Below are 15,768 nucleotides of genomic sequence, written 5' to 3'. Positions count from 1 at the left end.
ACAAAGGGAGATGGGTTTTTGGAACAGCAGGATGATCTTTATTTTGTGGAGCAGGTGCTTGCGGGGAATAAGCAGGCGTTCGCGTTTATTATAAATCGATATAAGAACAGGCTTTATGGGATGGTCCTCCGGATGGTGGAGAATCCGGAGGACGCCAAGGACCTTGTACAGGAGTGCTTTATCAAGGTGTATGGGCAGCTTGATAAATATGACCGAAAGGGGACCTTTGCAAGCTGGTTGTACCGGGTTTCGGTCAATCATTGCATGGATACATTTCGAAAAAAGAAACTAGAAACGGTGGAATATTTGGACGAAACTGGTGGCGGGACCCTCACCCCGGAAGTCGTTTATCTTCAAAAAGAAAAATACAGGCAGTTGGAAAACCTATTGGCAACGCTAAAAAAAGAAGATCGCCTCATTGTCCTTCTGAAATATACGAACGACTTGAGTTATGAGGAGATTGGAGAAGTGCTGAACATACCCGTACACACGGTAGCCAACAGAATCCACCGGGCAAAAAATCGATTGAGGGAAAACATGAAACGAGAGGAAGGGGGCTATTTTCATGAAATGTTTCGAATTTGATCAGCTGGCTGCTTATGTGGATGAAGTACTGTCACAGGATGAAAAGAAGCATGTTGAAAAACACTTGGAGTTCTGCCCATCCTGTCGCGAAGTGGTGAGCGCACTACAAAAAGAGGATGCCTTCCTCCAAGAAGCGATTCAATCCCCGGTACTACCCGCTGGATTTGACGGTGAAGTGTTAAGCAAGCTCGAGCCGTATCAGGCGAGAAAGAAAAAGCGCAACTGGCCGTATCAGTTGTTAACTGCTGCAAGCATTGTCCTGGCATTAGGAGTTGGAGCAGCCTTCTATAGTGGTACAAAAGAATGTGATGGGGGCAATGCTAGCCTACCAGTATTTGAAGAAGAAAAAGAAGCATTGTTTTCAGTGAAGGACGAAGGTGTCTTGCTGGAAGTCACCGATATAAGTGCAAGCCCTCTGAAAATAGAAGTTTTTTACCGATTAAAGCCGGAAGAATGGGTGTTAGAGGATTACTTAAAGAAACATAATGTGGAACACATAATTCAAGTTCATGATGAGTACGAAAGGATGCCACCGAATGCGCAAATCGTTGACGCAAACGGACAGGAGTTACCCTTCAGAGAGGTAGCATGGGGAGGCAATGACAGATTCCAGAATTCCATCGTGATAAAGCCAGGGGAAATGGAGAACTTGCCTGATTCCTTCAAGATGCAGTTTCAATTTGAGGAACTGTTTTTACAGGAGGGGGCTTGGAAGCTGGAGATACCAATTGATATCAGGGAAGGAAAGGCAAAAACTAGCAAAAATCCCATTAGTTTTGATTATCTTGGAGCTGGTTTTACTAGTACTTTTCAAGATTGGGAAACCTCTACGAATGCCCATATACTGACACTTACATCAGAGTATTTGCCTGAGGAGAAAGAGCGGATCCAAAATTTATTAAATGCGCGTGAAGAAGGTACAGAAGAATATTCCATGATTATGCCGGAACTCAAGATTGTCTCAGGAGATCGAGAACAAAGTCTCATCCCAGATGGCATAAGCTCTTTTTCAAACATGGGGCAATCTTTCACCACAGAATTTGAATTCACTAATAGGGTAAACGGAAGGGATGGCCAAGAGGAACTCTCTCTAGAGGAAGAATTAAAACTTGTGGTCCAAGGCTTCCGAATACACGAGCCTGAAAACACACAATTTGAACTAACAGATCAATCCGAGAATGTTCAAGTGAATAACTGGATCATTGATTCTGTCACAACCGAGCCTGAAACGGAAAACGCTAAATTGGTAACAATAACAGGAAGGACATCAATAGAAAATGTGGAAAATTTCACCGTGGAAGTGAAAGGTGATAATAAAATTTTCAGTACAGCAATCACTAGTAACCGTGTTACATCAGAAGGTACATTTGTCTTTCAAACCACTATGCCAAATAACACCGAAATCTATAACATAGACATACAGAGTATTACTAAGTGGTTTCCATTGGAAAAAGAAGTGCCCTTGAAAAGATAAACGGAGGAGTCTGAAAGTGTCGACATACAGTCATTTTATGTGATATTTCTCGGGAAATTGTTGAATTATGAGAGCTGACAAATCAAGATACGACACAAAAACCCGTAATTCAGTTAAAAAATTGCCTATGATAACATTACAATGTATCATAGGCGATTTTTCTATCGTATTTTTACATCGTATCGTGCACCGATATAAGAGATATCCAATATGTATTAGCTCAAAAGCGTATTTGTTAGGGCTACCACTTGTATATCGCCCCTCGATACGCTACTAATAACAGTACTTTATTTCTTGAAAAGAGAAAACAGCCAACTCCAATTGCCACCATTACGCTTTTGCATTTCTTCCTCTAATCGTCTATTAAAATCATTCTGGGATACCCACTCTTTTTTCTGGTCGTCCCTCATTTTTTGTATTTCTTCCTGTAAGAGTTCCGTTCTTTCTCTTTCTTGTTCTAGTAAAGCTTCGTAGTTAGCTCTTTGCTGTTCTGTTAATCTTTCAATCTTGTTATTAGTTCGTTGTGCAGAGTTTCCAATGCTGGAACTAATCACATGATGGTCTTGTTGAAGCTGAGCTACTGTTGTTTTAATATGTGTCATATCGTTTTTGAGCTGAACATTCATCTCACGTGCTACTGCTAGCTCATTGACTAAATATCTAAAAGCTTCTTTAATCTGATTTGGATCGCTCGGTAGAGTATCGGTCGTATCGGGTAGCGCTATGTCCGTTTCAGTTGTGTTTTCTAACCGTTCTTTTTGTAGCCCCACAATGTCGCGTGCCGTGCTGTCGAGTGGCTTGTCCGTATCGCGTAGCGCTACAAGGGCATCGATATCCGATTCAACAAAGATTCGTCTGTCACCATCTTTTAAAAACTCGTACCCATTCCGCTCTAATATCTGTCCATACTTACGTACTGTAGGTGTGGCAATTCCCACTTCTTCCGCAACTTCTTTGGTCGAATATGCCCGTTCATTTGGTTGTATATCGTTTCGCATATCGCACCTCCTACCTTTTAATATGATGGTTTTATCGCATTTTTGCAAGGGTATATCGCCTATAAATTTAGAAAGTGGGCCTACTTCACTCCATGAACTTTAAATTTTATCCATTTCGAGAAAAGAAGCCCGATTACAGCAGCAACAATAAGTGGAAAAGGGTTAAACAATGATCCAAACTTGTTATAATAGGTTGCAAGATAAATGAAAAAGCATCCCCATATCACCCAAGCCTTATCCAAGCTAGCTCTTCCTCTTCTTAATAAGGTCAATCCTAGACAGATTCCCATTATTCCACAGATACACCCAGATAAAAGCTCGACTATTGTTCCATTTTGAAAAGGAAAAACAATGCACCCTGGTAGGAGTAACAGGTATATAAATTTTACAGAACCGTACAATCTTTCAACCCGTGGCCCTGCGATTAGAAGGAAGGCAATTCCGATGAATAGAAGAACAAAGCCACTAGAGGTCTCTATATTACCTTTAATATATTGAACGTTGTTTGAAGAGGGGGAGAAATCTTTTACTAATACCTGATAAATGGTATAGAGGAGTAGTGAGATTATAAGTAGCGAAGTTACCGCAAATTGAATAGGAAAATGAGAACTAAAGGATCCAGCATTAAACGTTTGCTTTTTATGGACGGACTTCATTTTTTCGATGTGATAGTGCAGTTCTAGCTCGATCAATTTCTCAATCTCTTCATCTTCAAACCTATCCCATACGGGAAAGTTTCTTAAGTTTAAGAGTATTTTCTCCTTTAAACTCGTCACTAGCGCGTGGTTAAGGGAGGAGTTGGAATGGTAGTCTTTTAAGATGTGTTCGATTGACTTTGGATGTGAGTGGAAGAGCTTGAGTATGTGGGTTCTGAGGTTTCGTTCAGGGTCATAGATTCCCATATGTAGAGGTGCTCCTTTTGTTTATTTTAGGTAATAAGACCTATTCGTCTGTATTATATCATTTAGTTGGCTATGGTGCTAAAAGGATTTAAAACCAGGAATGATAGCTAGAATCAACCGGACCCTTAAATTCACATATATATTAAAAATTACAAGTGTGATACCATAAAAACGATATTAAATAATGGTAAGTTAGGGGGCAATAAAGATGGATTTAATAATGATCCTTTTTGTTTTTTGCATACTACTGGCTATTACTTCAACTGCAAATATACTACTGAAAACGACAAGGAAGAAAGATTGGTTAATATCCTTATCATTAAGTTTTGTGCTTTCCATTGTTTTTACAACCTTGTTGAACGGCTAGGGGAAAGTTGGGTACGTTTCAACTTTCCTTAATCTTCGTATCTCTTCTCAGGTACTCACCACTATATATATCTTACCCACTCAAAAACTTCTAATTTTAATTTCCAAGAGCATTTTTACTATTAATATAGAAAAATGGTCTTTGCTTTCTATACTAATTCCATTCTATAAACAAAACCAGTTACTCAGTAAATAATATCTAAGCGGTATAATTTAAAAATAGTCTTATTGGAGAAGAGGTAATAACTTTGTATAAAAAAATGATTGCTCTAGGTTTAATTGGTATTTTACTAATAGGTGCCAGTTTTATATTAAGAGATGCGCAGTTCTCTACCCCCGCTTTAAAGGATCCCTTTACAAGGAGCTTTATTTTACAAGACGAGCAAGCACCGGAAGGATTTCATCTGTTTAAATCTAAGATTAGTACATATACTATGTTGTTTCCGATTGATTTTCAATTGGTTAGCGATCCGCCTGAATTTTATGGTAGACAAGGGGATTCTTTTGAGAGCTGGTTAGCTTATTTAGATACTTCTAAAGATGCTAAAACAAAGATTGAGTTAAAAGGAACATTTATATTACTAGGCGAAGGAAGAATAGAAGGAAACTTACAAACTTTAAAATCGGAAAGGATTAGAACGAAGCATTATGAGACTTATGAATATGACGATAAGATCATCTTTCTTGAGAAGATGGTTAAAAAATACGATTCTATTCAGAAGAAAATGGTACTAGGTGACCCAAATGAACAAGAAGCAAATGTTTATTATGGATTTGTAGCAAATAGAAAGACTAATCAATCATTGGAGTTAAATTATTCTCTTATATGTAAAGATAATTGTTCCATAGATGTAGAAGAAGAGTGGTCATTTATGAAGGGATTGTTAGAGAGTGTGGAATTTTACAACTAAAACTTATCTTTTCTTGTTCTCATAAAAGATATGAATAGGACTTTCGCTCTAACTTATGGCCCTGATCAAACAAAAAAGGCCAGAATAGTAACTTCATGGTATAATTTTGAAAAAAGCTCTTATAGAAAGGAGCGATTATATTTGTATAAGAAATGGATAGCGCTTGGCTTTATCGGAATTTTATTGATTGGAGGAGGCTTCGTCGTGAAAGGCATGCAATACGATACGCCTGCATTAAAGGATTCCTTTACCAGAAATTTTATCATACAGGAGGAGCAGGCGCCTGAAGGGTTCCATGTGTTTGAATCCAAAATTGGTACATATAAGATGTTGTTTCCGAGTGACTTTCAACTTGACAATGAACCAGATGCTTATGGGCGTCAAGGTGATTTTTTTGAGTTGTGGAATGGATATGTGGACTTGGAAGGAAAGGATAGTTTAGGCTTAAAAGGAACTTATCAAGAAGTCGAAGATGGGCAGGTAGAAACACGTTTAGAGATTTTAAAAACTGATAGAGATAAAGAGCAGGATTTTGAGATATATGAACATGATAATTTAATAATATTTTTTGGAAAATCAGTAGAAAAATATGATGCTTTGAAAAATAAGATGATCCAAGGAAGTACAGGAGAAGCTGCCAACGTTTATTATGGTTTTGTGGCTGATAAGATGTCTAACCAAATTTTAGAACTAGATTATTCTATTGTATGTCCCGATGGTTGTTCAATTAATGAAAGTGAAGAAATAAAGTTTATGAAGACATTAATGGAAAGTGTCGAATTTAACGCCAACTTGAGGGAAGAGTCATGAAAGAAGAATCGATTCTATCAAAAAACGCTAGAAACGAATTAACGTTAATTCAATACGGTGATGTCTCATAGATACGGGTTTGTCATTGACTAAAGACAATTTAAGCCTATATAGCAGTGAATCATTTAAAATTGGTCATCCATCCGGAATGGACGGTTTAGCTATTCATATCCAGGTCCCTGAGAGGAATATAGATCAAGTTTTCTATATTTTCCGCGGAACCCATGACGGTAAAGACATTTATTACAACACTACCGGAATTGCTGCAGCAACTAACACTTCACAACTTATTCATGCAGAGGAATTCTTTAAACAAGTAAGCAGTGAAATTGAGAAGAAGGGTTCTAATCCATTAATTTTTGGAGATGGTCATTCATTAGGCGGCCACATTGTTGTTAATCTTGCGTTGAAGGTTAATACTAATTATAAACATCAACAATTTGTTAATGTTCGTGGCTTGAATGATGCGCCTTTAAACGTTTACGCCATGTATCAATTCGATGAAGTTTTTGAGAGACATCTTAGAAACCGCTTAGGAATAGCTAGACCTTCTAAACTCCCAGAAAAAGACCTAATCCAATACACCAAAGAGTACTACAACGAACCTGCCCAAATCATTGAACATGTTCGTGTCAAAGGGGAGCCTCTGTATGCTCAAGATTTCAGAGGTAAGCTTTACATAGGTTCGCAGATTCATTATTTGGGTGACTTGGACACGGAGGAATTCACGAATGTTGCGCAGTATCCTTTTTCCCATCTGACCTGGATGCCTTTTTTTAAGTTGCAGGAATTACGGTATAATGCTGGGGTTTCTTCATTTATTGAAGGGTTTGGGAATTTTGATAGGAAGATAGGGATGGAGAAAGCGAAAGAGATGTATGAGAGTCCGTTGGGGAGGTTCATTTTAGGAGTAAATATTGCAAAAGAAGCAAATCAGTCTGCAAAACCTTTAATATTTAACCCGTATTTTGGATATCAGCTGGTTCAAGGATACCAACAGCGTGACCAACTAGAGTATCATGGAATTGCACATCTAACCGAGCTATATCGAACAGGTCATATGAAGACATACTTCAATATGCTTGATCCAATTGGTGGTATGCCGATTCTCCTTGATAGGGAAGAATTGTTGCTATTCATGGAAAGATGCCGGAATGGTGTGGGGGATAAGCAGCAAATCATTCGGGAGTTAAGGGGCTATATCCATGGTGAACTGGAAGAAATCTATTTAGGAGTAAAGTTTGACATAGGAATGGGCATAAGTGCTTTGGAGGCAAATCCGAGTGTACTACTCCCTAAAAGTAGGATGCCGAATTTTGGGATCCTGGGTGGGATTCCGAAAGAGCGAAAAGCCAGAAGTGTTGTGTTTGATGAGAGCTTCGAACCAATCGAGCATGGGGTGTTGGGGCCACTTGAAGAGATCATACAAACGATTGAACAGGAAATCAAGCATCTGGAGAAATTCATTCAAGATGTTGTGGGGACACTGGATGTTCTTTTTGATAGAGACAAGGAGCTAGCCGGTAGCATTCGTTCCGCGCAAATGGTGACAGGAGGAAGCAGATGAGCCCAATAATAAAAGATACATACAAATTTCCGTTTTCCTCCGGTGAGTTCCTGCATAACGCATCACCAACCTTAAAAAACCTACTGCGAAGAAACGAAGAAATAAATGAAAGCATTGTGCAGTCCAAAAAGCACCTTTCCAACCAAGCAGGCGAATACATCGATTCACTGGAACAATTCCTCGAAATGTACCGACGCATCACAACTTCCCAAGCCCAAGATCAGCACCGTCTACTATTTGAACACCATTCCCGTTTCGCTGCTTTTCTTAAAGAGGCCCATGTGAGGGATTATACGCTTTATTATGAGGAGGAGTGAGTGCGGCTTGATGCCCCTCGCTTTTTTCGTATCTCGAAACATTTTCGTTGCATTTTTTTAGTAGCGCCTCTAAACTAATTAAAAAAGAAAAAAGAGGTACTGACATGAATCATACAGCAGAAAACAGGGAGTTTGGATTAGGAGTTATCTGTGCGGGTTTGTCCTACATACTTTGGGGGATTCTTCCTCTATTTTGGAAGCTGGTGGACGGTGTCCCGGCCGGTGAGATCCTTGCGCATCGGATTGTGTGGTCGCTAGTGTTCATGTTGCTTATTTTGGCAGCGTTGCGTAAAATCCCTTCCTTTACATTGGAGCTCAAGGGTCTCTTGAAGAACCGGAAAAGGTTGATTGGAATAAGCCTTGCCTCCATATTCATCAGCATTAACTGGGGTCTCTACATTTGGGCGGTGAATGCCGACCGCGTTATCGAAGCGAGCCTCGGCTACTACATCAACCCGTTGGTAAGCATCTTACTTGCCGTCATTGTGTTAAAAGAAAAGCTGTCTGGATTGCAGACATTGTCTATCATTCTAGCGGGTGCGGGAGTGCTCGTGCTGACATTCAGCTTTGGAACTTTTCCGTGGGTCGCGATCATGCTTGCATTGAGTTTTGCTTTTTATGGGTTGATCAAGAAGATGGTTCAGGTGGGAGCGTTGGTCGGGCTTGCGATAGAAACGCTTCTAATTACACCGTTTGCGTTGTTGTTTTTAAGTTATGTGCATGGCGTGAGTAGCGGTGGTGGAGCGTTCGGAGGAGAGGTAGCGGTGACGTTGCTTCTGTTGCTGTCCGGTGTGGTCACGGCCGTCCCGTTGCTTTTATTTGCGAGCGGCGCGAAGAGGATTCCGCTTTCCATGGTCGGCCTCTTGCAGTATTTTGCCCCGACAATCAAGCTGATCATGGGTGTGTATTTGTTCCATGAGCCGTTTACGGACGCGCACCTTGTAGCGTTTATGTGTATTTGGGTGGCGCTTGGGATTTATACGTATACGTTGATGAGAGGTTGGCGGTTGAAGCGAGCAGTGGCGGTTGGTAAGGGGGTTTGATGAGTTTTTGTTGAGGGGATTGTGTTGTAATGGGGGAGTGGATGAAGACAATTTCTGAGAGGAAATGAACGGAGAATTGTCTTCATCATATAAACTAGGAAAATGATTAAAAATTCACACTACTAACACTCAATCTGTTATATTTATACAAAAAGGAGTGTGCCATGTTATATAAATCTCGAACCATGTCACGTGAATTGCGGGTTTACCAGTACTTAAATTCTCGAGTTAAGTTATCAGAAAAGGAGAGGAAGCACCTATACAACCTCCGTAAAGGATATGAAGGGGAAGTACAATTTGATAATTTAACCGTCACCCTTCAGTCTGAATGTCTCATTCTCAACGATCTGCTTCTACTGCAAAATAGAAATACCTTTCAAATAGACACTTTAATTATTGCCCCTGACACTGTTTATCTATTTGAAATCAAGAACTTTGATGGTGACTATTTCTACGATTCAGACCGCTTATACACTCGAATTCCTCCGCAATCAGAGGTAACCAATCCTTTAATCCAACTAAACAGGACTGAATCTTTGTTACGTCAGCTTCTCCAAAACCTCGGCTGCAACCTACCTATCCAAGCATTAATCGTTTTCATCAACCCTAAATTCACCCTATACCAAGCACCCATCAATAAGCCTTTTCTTTTTCCTGGCCAAATTGATAGATACCTACAGCGATTCCAATTTAACTCTCCAAAATTGAACAATAACCACAATATATTAGCCAATCAGCTTAGCTCCCTTCATATTCAAGAAGCACCCTTTCATCTCCCTCCAAACTACCAATTTCATGAACTTAGAAAAGGAAGTACTTGTATAAAGTGTGGAGCATATGAGATGAGTGTTATTGCAACTAAATGTAGATGCAATAGTTGTGGGGAGAAAGAAATATCGGAATCCCTCATTATGAGAAACGTGAGAGAACTTACCATGTTGTTCCCAGAAAAGAAAATTACCACGAGTAATATTTTTGAGTGGTGTGGTGAAGTGTTACCAAAGCGGACGATAAGTCGAGCCTTAAAGAGACATATGCAATGTAAAGGAAAGAAACAATTGCGTCACTATGAATTTTAATTCATTTTTAAGGAGTCTTTTGTTGCGGAATGGCTGAAGACAATCTCGAGAGGAAATGCAGGTTGAGATTGTCATTAGAGAGTGGATGAAGACAATCTCGAGAGGAAAAACAAAGTGAGATTGTCATAAGAGGGTGGATGAAGACAATCTCAAGAGGAAAAACAAAGTGAGATTGTCATTAGAGGGTAGATGAAGACAATCTCGAGAGGAAAAACAAAGTGAGATTGTCATAAGAGGGTGGATGAAGACAATCTCAAGAGGAAAAACAAAGTGAGATTGTCATAAGAGGGTAGATGAAGACAATCTCAAGAGGAAAAACAAAGTGAGATTGTCATTAGAGGGTAGATGAAGACAATCTCAAGAGGAAAAACAAAGTGAGATTGTCATTAGAGGGTAGATGAAGACAATCTCAAGAGGAAAATCAGCGTGAGATTGTCATAAGAGGGTGGATGAAGACAATCTCAAGAGGAAAATCAGCGTGAGATTGTCATAAGAGGGTGGATGAAGACAATCTCAAGAGGAAAATCAGCGTGAGATTGTCATAAGAGGGTGGATGAAGACAATCTCAAAAGGAAAAACAAAGTGAGATTGTCATTAGAGGGTGGATGAAGACAATCTCAAGAGGAAAAACAAAGTGAGATTGTCATTAGAGGGTGGCGAAGACAATCTCAAGAGGAAAAACAAAGTGAGATTGTCTTCATAACTCACCTAGTCACAATAATATTTATAGGAGGTAAATAATGCAGGATTCACTAAGAATTCAACCAGTCAACTCATCAAACTGGCGTCAAATAATTGCTCTTCAAGTCGCAGACAATCAAAAAAAATATATCGAACAAAATGAGATTTCCCTCCTGGAGTCAGTATACGATACAAAGCACCGATGGAAATGCTACGGTTTGTTTAATGAAATAACACCGGTTGGATTCGTCATGATCGGCGCAGAAAATAAGGAAAATCGCTATATTTGGCTGGATCGCTTTATGATGGATGCAAAGTTTCAGGGGAGAGGCTTTGGAGCAGCATTTCTCCAACTTATTATCGAATTCATTGCCGAACATCATGAAGTTGAGGAAATTGTATTAAGTATCATAAAAGAAAATTCATTTGCAAAAGCCTTTTATGAACGGAATGGTTTTGTGAATACGGGATTAGTGGATGAAGAGTTTGACGAGGAGATATTTGCATACAAGCTGAATAGAAATTTTAATGTGGAGTAAGATTCCGGGCAACAATTACGTTGTTTTCCTACCCGCAACCTTATCTTCATGGCTTGGGGTAACAGTGCCTGCCATTTAGGGAACCCTGCGGTTCAGGTATCCATTCAACAACAGTCATGATCGGTATTACATACTTAGACTTCCAGGGCGAAAAGGTCCATCCGTAAGTACATGGTATTCCCAGGCTCCTTTACTTATGTAGCAGAGGAGTCTTTTTATTTTAGGATGGTGAAGGACTTATGCTAACAAAAGACGAAGTTTATGAAGAGCATTATCGTGGTTCAGTAGAGGTAGATGTTAAGGTAAGCAACATAAATACATACATGAAAGGTTGAGATAAAAATGAATAGTAATATATACAAAGAGGCAGCCATCTCATTTCTCCAAATGGTTGTTTCCGGAAAAATCGGTGAAGCATTTGAAAACCACATTGCCCCTGATTTCCGTCACCACAATCCTTATTTTCGCGGGGATGCTGAATCGCTCATACAAGCAATGGAGGAGAACGCAGCTCAAAGCCCAAACAAAACGCTTGAAGTGAAGCATGCTATTGCAGATGGAAATACCGTTGCCATTCACTCTCATATTAAACAGAATCCTATGGACCTCGGAGCGGCAGTGATTCATATTTTCCGTTTTGAAGGCGAGAGGATTGTGGAATTGTGGGATGTCGGCCAGGCAATTCCCGAAGAAACGCCTAATGAGCATGGGATGTTTTAATAGGTGGAGGTGACGGGGAAAACAACTTGTTAGACAATGTGAAATTCCAAGAAAGCAGGCGATTTCCATGGATTTTTTCGAAAAAGTAAAGAGTGGAATTAATCGCGTCAAAGACGCCAATGGCATTCCGGTGCCAATCACTGCTACCATGCTGCAAGAAGTCCTTCGAAGAAACGACAAACTCCAAGAAGTTACCGTAAAAATAATGAAGGGGGAAATTCACATTACCGGGAAAGCGCAAGCGGACCTAAAGGTGACAAAGAAGGATCTCTCCTTTTCCATCATCCTCCAACCAGTCAGGATAGAAGGTAGAGAGCTAATCTTCAAGATTGCGAAACTCAAACCCTTAAACCTCAGTATTCTTAATAAACGCATTTTCGATAAGCCGCCGCACCTTACCTATAAGAGCGGGCATATTAGAATTGATTTTAATAGTTGGGAGATTGTTCGTAAGATCCCAATAGGAAAAATTAAGAATTATCATATGGAAGAAGGGGGAATTATTATTGTGGTGGGAGTTTAATTGTTTCCCCCAACTCCCCCCTCCTCTAAAAAAAGAAAACGCTTGCAAACAACCTCTCCCACATGTTACCATCACAATATACAACAAATTGTATATTGTGATGGTGAAGCTATTGAAAAAGGGTGTAAATTTATATTTAAAAAGCGGGATTATTCTGCAGAAGCTTAGTGAGAAGCTGCTTTTTGTGGAAATGAATGAAAGAATACCGCGAGTGGAGGATCTTTCAAAAGAGCTTGAGGTCGGACGGGGAACCATACAAACGACTCTTCAGAGGCTTGTAAAGCTTGAGGCTATTTCCTTGGAGTCGCGCGGCCACCTTGGAACGTTTCTCCGGTATAAGGATACGAACGAATTATTAAAATGTGCAGGGGTCAATCAGGTAACAGCGGTGATGCCTTTGCCATATTCAAAAAAGTATGAAGGGATGGCCACTGGTCTGACCTTTGCCTTCGAAAAACTGAATATCTTTTTTAACATTGCTTTCATGAGAGGCTCAAGCCTTCGGGTCGGGGCGCTCCGTGAAGGAAGATATGACCTTGCTTTGGTATCGAAGTTTTCCGCCAGGCAGCATATGGAGGAAGATAACAACCTAGAGTTGGGACTTGCTTTTGGTCCCCAATCATATGTATCCAATCATGCCCTTATGTTTGCAGATGAAGCTTCCGAATCAATTAAGGATGGGATGAAGATAGGGGTAGACCCGTCATCCACTGACCAAAAGACGTTGATACTTGCAGAAACAGAAGGTAAAGATGTCGAGTTGATTTCGCTGAACTATATGCATCTATTATCCAATCTGCAGGCAGGGAAAATTGATGCAACTGTTTGGAATGTGGATGAAAGGAATCAAAATCAGATCAACATCCGCCCTCTGACTACTTCAGCTGCTCTGCAGATGGAAGAGGAAATGACCGAAGCCGTATGCTTGATGAACAGAGGAAATAGAAAACTGGAATATCTATTAAAGCTTATTTCAATGGATGAGGTAAGGGAAGTTCAGAAGCAAGTAGAGAGAAATGAAGTGATCCCGAGGTATTAAAACTATATAAATTGCGGAGTCTTCAGCAAAAAAACTGTAGAAGACCCCGCAGTCTGCTTGAAAAATAATGCTTTCAAACTACTATAATCCTAAAATACAATTTTTTGTATTTTGATACTAATTTAAAAGAAAGGTCGTGAAAAAAAGTGAGCATGCTAAAGAATAGGGTCGATATTCTTATGTCGACGGAAACCATTACGGAACGTGCACAGGCAATCACACTCAAAACAATGGAAGCTTATGTGAATTCCACTCAAGAAGAAGAGAAGTACCAAATGCTCATTACCCATTTGGCCATGGCGGTGACGAGGATGGACAGGGGAGAAGAGCTCTCGGCACCACCCGAGATGATAATGGAGGAGGTGCAACAATCTCCTTATATCCATGAAGCAAACAAACGAGTGGAATGGATTGAACAGCAATTGGGGGAGCCTTTGCCACAAGAGGAAAAAGCCTTTTTACAAATGCATTTTGTAAGCGCTTTAACCAATTAAACTATAAATCTGGAGGGTTTAACTATGAAAATCGTAATTGGCGGGCAAGTAGAAAAAAGTGAAATTGAAAAGTTGGTAAAAGAGCATGGCAATGGAAAAGTAGAAACACAAGTCAAGCCGGATTTGGAGGCAGCCATGATGTTGAAGAATGGACAGGCAGACTATTATGTGGGGGCTTGCCATACGGGTGGAGGCGGTGCACTAGCGATGGCCATTGCGCTTCTTGGGAAAAACAAATGTGCCACCATCTCCATGCCAGGGAAACCACCGGTGCAGGCGAAGGTGCAGGAGGCAGTGGAGCAAGGGGCAACAGCTTTCGGTTTTACAGGGGATCATAAGGAAAAAGCGGTGGAGTTGCTATTGGCTGAGCTTTTAAAAAAGTAGGGAGAAACGGGGGAGTTTTTCATGGTATTAGAAGCAGGAATATTAATTTTACTAGGGGTAGTAGGAGCCGTCATGGCGAATATGGGGATTGCTGTTTTTAATGATGGTTTGAGGCCGATCGTACCGGAAAATTTGGAAGGACGCATGTCACGGAAAGAACTTTCTGTTACTGCATTCGCAATGAGCTTTGGACTTGTCATTGGATTTGGAATACCAATCTCCATTGCTGGTGGTATCTTGTTGATTCACAGTATTTTACTAGGAACGGATATCATCGGGCTTTCCTTGAACAAAGGAAAGGTGTCGACTGCATTAGCCGGTCTGATTGGTGGACTCTATGGTGCTGGTGTTTATTTCGGCCTTCAATTTGTGGTGGCAGGGTTTGAAAAGCTGCCGCTGAATTTTGTTGATGGGTTCAATCTAGTAGGCGCGCCGGTTGTCGTATCCTTTATGGTCTTCCCGGCGATTGCGATTGCGCTGCAATTTGGGGTAAAAAAAGGGATTATCGCCTTTTTAGTTTCCGCTCTTGCACGTCAAATCATTGTTTTCACCAACACAGAGCAGCTTATTTCTATCGGAGGAACGCCGGTGGTTTTAAGTCCAGAAGGGATTGCTCTTGTCGTGGGGATGATTTTCTTGATGACGTTTGCCATCCGGGAGAAATCGGATGATACGAGCTTGTCTACGCTTGCGAGTCTGTTTGTGGATCGTGTGAATCGAATAAAGAAACATGTTTGGATTTTAATGGTCAGTGGGGCGCTTATTTCTGCAGCTGCCAACTATCTGATTGTTGCGGGAGACCCGATATCTCTTAATCTTTTATCAGAAGGAAAAATCTCCGAGGGTGCGATTGCCTCTTTTGCAAAAGCAATCGGATTTGTACCGCTAATTGCAAGTACCGCGATTGCAACAGGAGTATATGGTCCTGCAGGGTTCACGTTCGTCTTTGGGGCAGGGATCCTGTCACCTAACCCACTGGTTGCGGCCATTGCCGGGGCGCTGATTATTTTTGCGGAAGTTTGGTTGTTGACGTACTTGGCTAAGTTTTTGGATCGCTACCCTGGAGTGCGCGCCTCTGGTGAAAATATCCGTACTGCCATGACACGGGTGCTTGAAGTGGCATTGCTGATAGGTGGAGCGAACGCTGCCAATGCGATTGTGCCTGGCTTCGGATTCTTTGCCATCGCAGGTATTTACTTGCTCAATGAAGCGGCCGGGCGCCCGATTGTCCGCATGGCAGTTGGTCCTCTTGGTGCCATTGCAGTAGGTGTCATTGGAAACATTTTAGTGTTACTCGGTCTCTTTACACCGCCGCAATAAACTTGATTAGAAGGAG

18 protein-coding genes are annotated in these 15,768 nt (G+C 40.8%); 16 read left to right on the top strand and 2 right to left on the bottom strand.

Annotated elements, in window-relative coordinates; genetic code table 11:
- The first annotated feature begins 18 nt into the window (after positions 1-18).
- Entirely contained in the window at positions 19-585 is a 567-nt protein-coding gene (locus MKY77_RS23225) for a sigma-70 family RNA polymerase sigma factor (protein WP_339147973.1), read from the top strand.
- Positions 566-2,059, top strand: a complete 1,494-nt coding sequence (locus tag MKY77_RS23220; RefSeq protein ID WP_339147972.1) for a zf-HC2 domain-containing protein — start codon at positions 566-568, stop codon at positions 2,057-2,059. The genes MKY77_RS23225 and MKY77_RS23220 overlap by 20 nt, the downstream gene beginning before the upstream one ends.
- A 287-nt stretch (positions 2,060-2,346) precedes the next feature.
- On the opposite strand, the gene MKY77_RS23215 is transcribed toward MKY77_RS23220, so the two are convergent.
- The gene (locus MKY77_RS23215; protein ID WP_339147971.1) at positions 2,347-3,057 is read right to left on the bottom strand and encodes a hypothetical protein; all 711 of its coding nucleotides are present in this window, start codon (positions 3,055-3,057) and stop codon (positions 2,347-2,349) included.
- An 80-nt stretch (positions 3,058-3,137) separates the two neighbouring features.
- Positions 3,138-3,833: a hypothetical protein gene (locus MKY77_RS23210; RefSeq protein WP_342515539.1), complete on the bottom strand. Its 696-nt coding sequence runs from the start codon at positions 3,831-3,833 to the stop codon at positions 3,138-3,140.
- A 334-nt stretch (positions 3,834-4,167) separates the two neighbouring features.
- On the opposite strand from MKY77_RS23210, the gene MKY77_RS23205 reads away from it, so the two are divergent.
- The 14 genes from MKY77_RS23205 to MKY77_RS23140 all read left to right on the top strand — a co-directional run bounded on the left by MKY77_RS23205 (position 4,168) and on the right by MKY77_RS23140 (position 15,752).
- Positions 4,168-4,326 (top strand): hypothetical protein, encoded by a 159-nt coding sequence (locus MKY77_RS23205; protein ID WP_339147969.1) that lies wholly within the window; start codon positions 4,168-4,170, stop codon positions 4,324-4,326.
- Positions 4,327-4,573: 247 nt separating this feature from the next.
- On the top strand, positions 4,574-5,236 hold the full coding sequence (locus MKY77_RS23200; protein WP_339147968.1) for a hypothetical protein: 663 nt from the start codon (positions 4,574-4,576) through the stop codon (positions 5,234-5,236).
- A gap of 141 nt (positions 5,237-5,377) precedes the next feature.
- Positions 5,378-6,046, top strand: a complete 669-nt coding sequence (locus MKY77_RS23195; protein ID WP_339147967.1) for a hypothetical protein — start codon at positions 5,378-5,380, stop codon at positions 6,044-6,046.
- A gap of 85 nt (positions 6,047-6,131) precedes the next feature.
- Positions 6,132-7,613, top strand: a complete 1,482-nt coding sequence (locus tag MKY77_RS23190; RefSeq protein ID WP_342515538.1) for a DUF6792 domain-containing protein — start codon at positions 6,132-6,134, stop codon at positions 7,611-7,613.
- A complete protein-coding gene (locus MKY77_RS23185; RefSeq protein WP_339147965.1) occupies positions 7,610-7,930 on the top strand; it encodes a hypothetical protein in 321 nt (106 codons plus the stop codon). Before MKY77_RS23190 ends, MKY77_RS23185 begins: the two co-directional genes overlap by 4 nt.
- Positions 7,931-8,034: 104 nt before the next feature.
- Positions 8,035-8,973: an EamA family transporter RarD gene (gene rarD, locus MKY77_RS23180; RefSeq protein WP_339147964.1), complete on the top strand. Its 939-nt coding sequence runs from the start codon at positions 8,035-8,037 to the stop codon at positions 8,971-8,973.
- 164 nt (positions 8,974-9,137) lie between these two features.
- Entirely contained in the window at positions 9,138-10,052 is a 915-nt protein-coding gene (locus tag MKY77_RS23175) for a nuclease-related domain-containing protein (RefSeq protein WP_339147963.1), read from the top strand.
- A 740-nt stretch (positions 10,053-10,792) separates the two neighbouring features.
- Entirely contained in the window at positions 10,793-11,272 is a 480-nt protein-coding gene (locus MKY77_RS23170; RefSeq protein ID WP_339147962.1) for a GNAT family N-acetyltransferase, read from the top strand.
- A 342-nt stretch (positions 11,273-11,614) separates the two neighbouring features.
- Positions 11,615-11,992, top strand: a complete 378-nt coding sequence (locus tag MKY77_RS23165) for a nuclear transport factor 2 family protein (protein ID WP_339147961.1) — start codon at positions 11,615-11,617, stop codon at positions 11,990-11,992.
- 67 nt (positions 11,993-12,059) lie between these two features.
- The gene (locus tag MKY77_RS23160) at positions 12,060-12,515 is read left to right on the top strand and encodes a hypothetical protein (protein WP_339147960.1); all 456 of its coding nucleotides are present in this window, start codon (positions 12,060-12,062) and stop codon (positions 12,513-12,515) included.
- Between the two features lie 100 nt (positions 12,516-12,615).
- Positions 12,616-13,554 carry a GntR family transcriptional regulator YhfZ gene (yhfZ, locus tag MKY77_RS23155; RefSeq protein ID WP_342515537.1) on the top strand — a complete coding sequence of 313 codons (939 nt, stop codon included), beginning with the start codon at positions 12,616-12,618 and terminating at the stop codon, positions 13,552-13,554.
- A 179-nt stretch (positions 13,555-13,733) separates the two neighbouring features.
- On the top strand, positions 13,734-14,048 hold the full coding sequence (locus MKY77_RS23150; protein WP_342515536.1) for a PRD domain-containing protein: 315 nt from the start codon (positions 13,734-13,736) through the stop codon (positions 14,046-14,048).
- 24 nt (positions 14,049-14,072) lie between these two features.
- The gene (locus MKY77_RS23145) at positions 14,073-14,432 is read left to right on the top strand and encodes a DUF2620 domain-containing protein (RefSeq protein ID WP_339147959.1); all 360 of its coding nucleotides are present in this window, start codon (positions 14,073-14,075) and stop codon (positions 14,430-14,432) included.
- A 21-nt stretch (positions 14,433-14,453) separates the two neighbouring features.
- Entirely contained in the window at positions 14,454-15,752 is a 1,299-nt protein-coding gene (locus MKY77_RS23140; protein WP_339147958.1) for a YhfT family protein, read from the top strand.
- The last annotated feature ends 16 nt before the right edge of the window (positions 15,753-15,768 follow it).

Origin of the sequence: Sutcliffiella sp. FSL R7-0096, assembly GCF_038595065.1 — a bacterium.
Lineage (GTDB): Bacteria > Bacillota > Bacilli > Bacillales > Bacillaceae_I > Sutcliffiella_A.
The sequence above is the reverse complement of the archived record's forward strand: the minus strand, read 5'-3'. Positions and strand labels throughout refer to the sequence as shown.

What these genes read in the sequence shown, in the direction of transcription:
- MKY77_RS23220 (WP_339147972.1), top strand. Translation starts at nt 566, where the DNA reads ATGAAATGTTTCGAATTTGATCAGCTGGCTGCTTATGTGGATGAAGTA.
- MKY77_RS23215 (WP_339147971.1), bottom strand. Translation starts at nt 3,057, where the DNA reads ATGCGAAACGATATACAACCAAATGAACGGGCATATTCGACCAAAGAA.
- MKY77_RS23205 (WP_339147969.1), top strand. Translation starts at nt 4,168, where the DNA reads ATGGATTTAATAATGATCCTTTTTGTTTTTTGCATACTACTGGCTATT.
- MKY77_RS23185 (WP_339147965.1), top strand. Translation starts at nt 7,610, where the DNA reads ATGAGCCCAATAATAAAAGATACATACAAATTTCCGTTTTCCTCCGGT.
- rarD (WP_339147964.1), top strand. Translation starts at nt 8,035, where the DNA reads ATGAATCATACAGCAGAAAACAGGGAGTTTGGATTAGGAGTTATCTGT.
- MKY77_RS23175 (WP_339147963.1), top strand. Translation starts at nt 9,138, where the DNA reads ATGTTATATAAATCTCGAACCATGTCACGTGAATTGCGGGTTTACCAG.
- MKY77_RS23170 (WP_339147962.1), top strand. Translation starts at nt 10,793, where the DNA reads ATGCAGGATTCACTAAGAATTCAACCAGTCAACTCATCAAACTGGCGT.
- MKY77_RS23165 (WP_339147961.1), top strand. Translation starts at nt 11,615, where the DNA reads ATGAATAGTAATATATACAAAGAGGCAGCCATCTCATTTCTCCAAATG.
- MKY77_RS23160 (WP_339147960.1), top strand. Translation starts at nt 12,060, where the DNA reads ATGGATTTTTTCGAAAAAGTAAAGAGTGGAATTAATCGCGTCAAAGAC.
- yhfZ (WP_342515537.1), top strand. Translation starts at nt 12,616, where the DNA reads ATGGTGAAGCTATTGAAAAAGGGTGTAAATTTATATTTAAAAAGCGGG.
- MKY77_RS23150 (WP_342515536.1), top strand. Translation starts at nt 13,734, where the DNA reads ATGTCGACGGAAACCATTACGGAACGTGCACAGGCAATCACACTCAAA.
- MKY77_RS23145 (WP_339147959.1), top strand. Translation starts at nt 14,073, where the DNA reads ATGAAAATCGTAATTGGCGGGCAAGTAGAAAAAAGTGAAATTGAAAAG.
- MKY77_RS23140 (WP_339147958.1), top strand. Translation starts at nt 14,454, where the DNA reads ATGGTATTAGAAGCAGGAATATTAATTTTACTAGGGGTAGTAGGAGCC.